Source organism: Candidatus Rhodobacter oscarellae, from assembly GCF_001078595.1.
Classification (GTDB): Bacteria; Pseudomonadota; Alphaproteobacteria; order Rhodobacterales; family Rhodobacteraceae; genus Rhodobacter_B; species Rhodobacter_B oscarellae.
Genome location: NZ_LFTY01000002.1, coordinates 1 through 5,633 on the forward strand (window position 1 = coordinate 1; position 5,633 = coordinate 5,633).

Sequence of the window (5,633 nt, forward strand, 5' to 3'; positions counted from 1 at the left end):
CGGGGTCGTGGTTCTCTTCGAAGTCGGTCGTGCCGCTTCATGATGGCGTTCGGGGTTGATCGTCCAAAATGTCATTCACGAGGTTGGTCTTCGTTTGACCACCGCGACCGCTTTGGCTGGCTCGATCTGCCACCGTCCCGAGGGACGTCTGACCCGCCCTTAGGCGAGGTTTCTGTTGAGGTTTCTAGGCTCGCACCTCCCTTGTTGCGTGGAAGGTTGTGCCGTCTCGCCAGATACGCAGCATAATCACAGCAAGCTTTCTGGCTGCGGCGACGGCTGCATGTTTGATGCCTTTCCTTTCACTCAATCGAACGGCCCAGGCTCGCAGTGGCGAGGCGCGGCGCACCTGGCTGATCAGGGTGAACCCCGCTGCGTACAGGAGGCGACGGAGGTCGCGATCTCCACACTTACTTATCCGCCCGGACCAATCTGTATCGCCGGATTGGAATCGCCTCGGGGTGAGGCCGAGGAAGGCCCCGACGTCGGTCGCGCGCTTGAAACGGGCCTCATTGTCCAGCGTGGCGATGTAGGAAAGGGCCACCACGGGTCCTACTCCCGGAACAGTCATAAGCCTTTGAGCGAGGTCACTGCCACGCGCGATCTCGCGCAGCTCGTCTTCCATCGCGTCTGCTGCCGCGCAGAGCGCCCTGTGGATCGGGTTGAAGGCGTCCGCCATGAGCTCAATCGCCAGATCGGTTTGCCCGGCCTGAGCAAGCTGGTCGCGGAACCCACCGCGCTGGTTTGATCGCTGGATTGCGGTCATCCGGATGCCGAAGGTCTTGAGAACGCCGCGGACATGGGCCTCCAGGTCCTTGCGCATCCGGATCAGGCGCTCTCGTGTGCCGATCAGAACCCGAACCCTTTCCGAAGCTTCGCTGCGGATATGCACAGGGGTGAACCAACCGGTCCGAGCCAGATGCGCAAGACCTTCAGCATCGCCTCGATCCGTCTTGTTGATGCGACCAGACAAGGCCTTATGCGCCAATCTGGCATCAATGCAGATGATCGGCACGCCGCGCTTGTCGAGTTCGCGGGTCAGCCAGATCGCCAAAATCCCGCTCTCATGCACAACCCGTTCGGCTGCTGCGGCGTGCTCTGCAATGAAGTTGGATATTTGGTCAGGGTCGGTCGCGACCGATCCCCGCGCTATAACATCGCCTTCGATGTTCACCACGCAGATCGAAACTTCTTTGACGGAAACATCAAGGCCTACATAATGTGACAAGGTCGTTCTCCTTCACGGCTGGTTTTGTGAGGCTGATACTATCGGACCTCGTTCGCCTTGGGAGAGCGACCGCCGCAATCACACCATGTCTTTAACCGCTGCGCAGAGATTCGGCAAATTGGGCTCAGAGCGGCCATGCCGCAACAGCCTCAGTGCAGCTTAGGCGGTGTTTGGGTCATTTTAGCCATGCGACGGTTTAGTTCCTTCTCGATGATATTTGCTTCGTAAGGCTTCATTTTCTTCCACTTTACGCATTCCTCTCGTGTGCGGCCGCAGCCGAGACACCACCCGCTAGGGCCAGTAAACTCACAAACATCGATGCAGGGACTTTTGCGTTTTTTCATGGCCGTGTGTTTACCGTAAGGGCGCGGGAGGTCAATAATTGCAATGACCGCGTTGCTACAAGAGGTGGCGTCGCTTTGGGCCTAAATGACTGCTGTGCGGACTTTTTCAACCTTCGCTGCGAGCACGCCAATGTCGGCTTTTAAAGTTTTAGTCTGGTCAATTTCACTGAAATCCAAGATGCTTATTGGGAATACTGAGTGGAGATTTTAATGGACCTCAACACACTGGCTTTGTTTGCTCTGACTGAGTTCCTGCTTTCGCTCACGCCGGGACCGGCGGTGCTGCTGGTGATTGGGTTGTCCATGCGTCAGGGATTTCGCATCGGCTTCATGGCGACGTTGGGGATCCTGTCAACGAACGCGATCTTCTTCACACTGTCCGCACTCGGGATCGGGGCCTTGATTGTCGCTAGCGCCACCCTTTTTACCATAATCAAATGGATAGGCGCTGCCTATCTAGTGTTTCTTGGCGTTGGAATGATCATGCCACTGGCAAAACACCTCTGGCAAAAACGATCCTTGGGTGAAGGCCTGGACTTGTCAGACGCGAAAGCCGCTGCGCCAAAGGTTCCGCAAACTCCGGTCAAATCTTATTGGCAGGGATTCACCCTTCAGGCATCAAATCCAAAGAATATCTTATTCTTTGTGGCGATCCTCCCGCAATTCATATCACCTGACGGGAATGTCGCCGCCCAGCTAGTTATTCTTGGCGTCGTCTCGGTTCTGTTGGAACTTCCAATACTTGTCTTCTACGGCTTTGCTTCCGCGCTGTCTGCACGCCTCATGAAGGAGCGTGTCATTGAATTGATAGAAGCGGTAGGCGGCGGCATCCTGATCGCGCTTGGAGGCGCACTGGCAGCGTCACAGCATCGCTCGGGTTAAATAGAGCCGAGCTACAAAGCTGACGTTCATTCAGGTTGCAGCATCGGTCAAAGAGGGCTCAGAGTTGCCATTGGACATGTCCAATTTTTCAATCCCACCTTGCACAACATAAAACACGTCAGCGGATAATCGCGGCTTGATCCACAGCTTGCGTTCGCGTGACAGTTGTTGTTCGGCAATTCGGTTCATGCCGCCATTCTTGCATCGCGCAGCATCGGTGGTTCTGGGCTCAGACCTGCCATTTGGCCGTTGCATGCTCTGCGGTGGCCCGGTGTGGCGCTCCGCTCCATTTGTTTTGATCGCCTGATGCCGTCAATGGTCCGAACGCGTTGATTGGTGCGGGCGGCGTTGTTGGGGGCGGCTGCCGCGGGGGCGCCGTCAGCAAAGAAAAGGCCCCACCGGTTGGCGGGGCCTTTCTTGTTTTTGGGGTGAAGGCGGGACAAGTCCCGCCCTACGGGCGTTACTCGTCGCCTTTCAGCGCCGCGCCCAGGATGTCGCCCAGGGACGCGCCGGAGTCGGAGGAGCCGTATTGTTGCACGGCCTCTTTCTCTTCGGCGATCTCGCGCGCCTTGATCGACAGGCCCAGGCGGCGGGACTTCATGTCCACGTTGGTGACGCGCACGTCCACCTTGTCGCCCACGCCGAAGCGCTCGGGGCGCTGCTCGGCGCGATCACGCGACAGGTCNACCGGTATCCTAACTGATGACAACAACCTGCCAGATCAGAAACAAATCGAGCAATTGGTCCACCAAGTTGCCGCGCTTCATCGTGCCAAGAAGGAAATCATCGTCGTGTCCTCTGGCGCCGTGGGTGCCGGCATGGGCGCTCTCGGGTTAAAAAAACGCCCGACCCCATTGCCAAAACTTCAGGCCTGCGCTGCACTAGGCCAATCGCAGTTGGTGGCTACTTATCAAGAAGCTTTCGCCCGCAAAGGGATCTTGACCGCCCAAGTGTTACTGACGCATGAAGATCTCAAAGACCACGACCGCCATCTCAACGCTCGCAATACCCTAGCGACATTGATGGCTGAAGGAATCGTTCCAATCGTCAACGAGAACGATGCCGTCTCTTACACAGAACTCAAATTTGGCGACAACGACGCACTGTCCGCACTCGTTGCAAGCCTGCTGCCTGTCGACCTCTTGATCATCCTAACGACAGCCGACGGCGTGATCAAAGATTTCGGCACACCGCAAGCACAACGGTTGAGCGTGATCGAAAAAATCGACAGACAGATCGAAGCGCTGGCACGAGGCACGCAGTCGATTACGGCCACCGGTGGCATGACCACCAAGATCCAAGCCGCGAAGATCGCTACCCGGTCGGGTATTCCCACATTGATCGGTTCCGGTCGAAAGAAGGGAATTCTAAAAAAGATGCTGGCAGGCGCCGACGAAGGCACGTTGATTCTCCCCAGTGCGGCCAAACTCCGGGGAAGAAAGCGCTGGATTGCCTTCTTCCATCATCCCGATGGTCAGCTGGTCGTCGACGACGGCGCCAAAGCGGCGCTTCGAAAAAATGGCAAGAGCCTGCTCGCCAAAGGGGTCGTTCGGATCGAAGGAGAATTTCAGAACGGAGATATCGCCTCCATTTGCGATGCGGATGGAACCGAGTTTGGCCGAGGCATGGTTTCATTCGATGCGACCGAATTCCGAGAGCAGCGCTTACAAAAGGATGTTCTCGTGCACCGCAACAATTTGGTGATTCTTTGACGCATGGACGCTCCCTCAAAAGATCAACCCGCCATCAATCAACTCTTGGAAGTCATGGCCGCCCTCCGATCACCGGAAGGCTGCCCCTGGGATCGTGAGCAAGACCACCAGAGCCTGCGCTTCCACGCAGTGGAAGAAGTCTACGAATTGATCGATGCGATTGAGGCCAACGATGAGTCAGAAATGATTGAGGAACTGGGAGATCTCTTACTCCAAGTGATCTTCCATTGCCAACTTGGATCCGAACGGAAGGCATTCGATTTCGACAGCGTTGCCCAACGCATCGTCGACAAACTCGTTCACCGCCATCCACACGTTTTTGGCGACAGCGATGCCAAGACGGTCGACGCCGTCTGGACCCAATGGGAACAGCTCAAGAAAGCCGAGAAAGCAGGCACAGCACACGAACGAGAATCCGTCCTCGACGGCATTCCCCGTCACTTGCCCGCCCTGCAATACGTGGAGAAACTCGTCAAGAAAGCCCGCAAGGGTCAATTGCTTCCCGAGCCCGACTCCGCCGAAGAGCCTCCCTCCGACCTCGGAGCCCAGCTGTTCGACCTCGCACAACAAGCCCAGGCCGCCGGCCTGAGTGCCGAAGCGCAACTCCGAGAAGAAATCAAAAAACGGGAAACCGACTGGCGAGCTCAGGAAGCGAACTAGATCTATATCGTCTAGCTATTCTTCTCTGCATCCACGATCTCCCGCAACTCCGGCCACTTCTGCAGCCGCCGCAGCAACGACTGCGGCGTCAATCCCAAACTCGCCGCCGCACGTCGAATTCCACCGTTCGTTTGGATCAATGTTTCCCGGATCAAATTGAATTCTTGCGCCTCAAGCGTCGAAAGCCCCTCCGGCAAAGTAGCAGAGGCCTCCGGCCTCTGCCCCCCAACAGGTTCCGAACTCGCCACCGGCACTCGAGCCTCCAAAGAAAAAATCCGCGAATCCAAGGTCAACCACCGACTCGATGGATCAGACCGTAGGAGCGACCGCTCAATCACATTGCGCAGTTCTCGAACGTTGCCTGGAAAATCATACTCCTTCAAACGTTCCAAATCGCCGGGCTTGATATGAGGCACCTCTCGATCGTACTTCTTCGCCATCTGCCGCAAGATCCCCTCAAAGATTTCCGGAATATCATCCTTTCGCTCCCGCAAGCTCGGCAGCCGCACCGTGAACACATCCAAGCGATACAATAAATCCTCACGAAACCGACCCGCTTCGACTTCTTTCTGCAAATCCTTATTCGTCGCAGTGACCACGCGCCCTTGAAAATGTCGCTCGGTCGTACTCCCCAGCGGTCGGTATTCTCGAGACTCTAGAAAGCGAAGCAACTTCGCTTGCAAATTGAGCGGCACCTCACCGATTTCATCTAGGAACAGCGTTCCTCCTTCCGCGGACCCAATCAAGCCAATCCGTTTCTTGTCCGCCCCAGTGTAAGCGCCTCGTTCCGCACCAAACAGTTCCGCCTCG

8 protein-coding genes are annotated in these 5,633 nt (G+C 56.5%); 3 read left to right on the forward strand and 5 right to left on the reverse strand.

Annotated elements, in window-relative coordinates; translation table 11 throughout:
- Positions 1 to 184: 184 nt before the first annotated feature.
- Both AIOL_RS05085 and AIOL_RS24240 read right to left on the reverse strand, forming a co-directional pair.
- Positions 185 to 1,225 (reverse strand): IS110 family transposase, encoded by a 1,041-nt coding sequence (locus AIOL_RS05085; protein WP_049641990.1) that lies wholly within the window; start codon positions 1,223 to 1,225, stop codon positions 185 to 187.
- A 149-nt stretch (positions 1,226 to 1,374) separates the two neighbouring features.
- Positions 1,375 to 1,569 (reverse strand): DUF1289 domain-containing protein, encoded by a 195-nt coding sequence (locus tag AIOL_RS24240; RefSeq protein ID WP_082152435.1) that lies wholly within the window; start codon positions 1,567 to 1,569, stop codon positions 1,375 to 1,377.
- 210 nt (positions 1,570 to 1,779) lie between these two features.
- Between AIOL_RS24240 and AIOL_RS05090 the strand changes: the two genes are divergently transcribed.
- Positions 1,780 to 2,451, forward strand: coding sequence for a LysE family translocator (locus AIOL_RS05090; protein ID WP_152912287.1), 672 nt, complete (start codon positions 1,780 to 1,782; stop codon positions 2,449 to 2,451).
- 30 nt (positions 2,452 to 2,481) lie between these two features.
- On the opposite strand, the gene AIOL_RS25410 is transcribed toward AIOL_RS05090, so the two are convergent.
- Positions 2,482 to 2,640, reverse strand: coding sequence for a hypothetical protein (locus AIOL_RS25410; RefSeq protein WP_160314368.1), 159 nt, complete (start codon positions 2,638 to 2,640; stop codon positions 2,482 to 2,484).
- Between the two features lie 271 nt (positions 2,641 to 2,911).
- The coding region (locus tag AIOL_RS24245; protein ID WP_152912671.1) for a S1 RNA-binding domain-containing protein at positions 2,912 to 3,136 on the reverse strand (225 nt) is incomplete at its 5' end.
- Positions 3,137 to 3,143: 7 nt separating this feature from the next.
- Here AIOL_RS24245 and proB point away from each other — a divergent pair.
- A complete protein-coding gene (proB, locus tag AIOL_RS26310; RefSeq protein ID WP_369094745.1) occupies positions 3,144 to 4,163 on the forward strand; it encodes a glutamate 5-kinase in 1,020 nt (339 codons plus the stop codon).
- A 3-nt stretch (positions 4,164 to 4,166) separates the two neighbouring features.
- A complete protein-coding gene (mazG, locus tag AIOL_RS05100) occupies positions 4,167 to 4,823 on the forward strand; it encodes a nucleoside triphosphate pyrophosphohydrolase (protein WP_049641991.1) in 657 nt (218 codons plus the stop codon).
- Between the two features lie 11 nt (positions 4,824 to 4,834).
- On the opposite strand, the gene AIOL_RS25415 is transcribed toward mazG, so the two are convergent.
- The coding region (locus AIOL_RS25415; protein ID WP_049641992.1) for a sigma 54-interacting transcriptional regulator at positions 4,835 to 5,633 on the reverse strand (799 nt) is incomplete at its 5' end.